Here is a 1285-nt window from a genome sequence, read left to right on the forward strand (position 1 = left end):
GTCTGTGTATTTATTTGTTACTTCTTTTTTAATTCTTTCTATAATTTCGCCGTTGTAATAATCCCCGATTTTTATATCATCTTTGAATTTTTTAATCAGCTCTTCATCTGTATAGTAATTATTATTTTTAAATTCAATTCCAGAAAGTCTGTATCTAGGTCCTTCATGTATTTTTATTGTTATGTAATATTCTTCTCCGTTTTTCAGTTTAATCTCCGGTTTATCAATCTGAACCTCAAAAAATCCTTTTTTGATATATAAATCCCTAATTCTTTCTATATCCTCAAGAAGAACATCTTTCTGGAGACGGGGATGAAATCTAAGTTTCCAGATACTACGCTCTTTGGTTTCCATAACATCTTTAATCTCATCATCTTCCAGTTGTTTATTGCCTACTATATCTATTTTTGCTATGTATGCTCTCTGGCCTTCATCTATCTTAAATACAAGGGTTGAGCCCTTAAAGTAGTAAGATACTTTTACGTTGTAAAAACCTTCTTTTTCATATTTTTTCTTAATAGCCTGAATCATTTTGTTAATTTCATCAGGGGAGAATACTCTTCCTAAACCTCTACGAATAGAGGCTAGTTTATCTGCAAGTTCAGGACCTATCGTTGAAAAGGGAAGCATCATACCTGATTCTGTTCTTTCTTTGGTCATTATACCCAAAACTTGCAGCAAGTCTTCATCTGAAATTTCTTCATTACCTTCAAACTCTATTTTTTGGACAACAGGAAGTTCTTTAAATACAAATATTAGGTCAATTCCGTTTTCTGTGTATCTTGTGTATGCCTCTATATCTTGGAAATATCCCAGTTTATAAAGGTCTCTTATGATTTGAGCAACATTATCCCTTGTAACTATTGCACCTTTACCAATAGTAATCAAAGGATATATAAGCTGAGGATTAACATATTTAAGACCTTTGATTTCTACTTTTCTTAGTCGGTATATTTTGTTTACTTCTTCAGCAAGACTGCCTGCTTTAAGGTTTTGATTATTCTCCTGTGCTTTGATTGAGATAGGAGAGAATAAAATAAATAGAATAAAAAAAAGGGGGATTAATCCCCCTATTACATTTATGTGGTTGCTACTTCTTTTTCTTTTTTCTTGGTTTGTTTTTGTTTTTTCACTTTTATACCAACTGAACCGTCTTTTTTCACTATCACTTCTGCCACTGAACCAGGTGGTAGTTTGCCTTTCAGTATCTCTTCTGCCAGCAGGTCTTCCACCAGTGATTGCAGTGCTCTTTTGATAGACCTTGCTCCAAATTCCGGTCTGAATT

General features: G+C 33.1%; 2 protein-coding genes. Both read right to left on the reverse strand.

Annotated elements, in window-relative coordinates:
* On the reverse strand, window positions 1-1083 hold a 1083-nt coding region (locus HG1285_RS20695), incomplete at its 3' end, for a POTRA domain-containing protein (protein ID WP_343122644.1).
* Window positions 1080-1232 (reverse strand): hypothetical protein, encoded by a 153-nt coding sequence (locus tag HG1285_RS20700; protein ID WP_343122645.1) that lies wholly within the window; start codon window positions 1230-1232, stop codon window positions 1080-1082. The genes HG1285_RS20700 and HG1285_RS20695, both read right to left, overlap by 4 nt.
* Between the last annotated feature and the right edge of the window lie 53 nt (window positions 1233-1285).

The organism is Hydrogenivirga sp. 128-5-R1-1 (assembly GCF_000171895.1).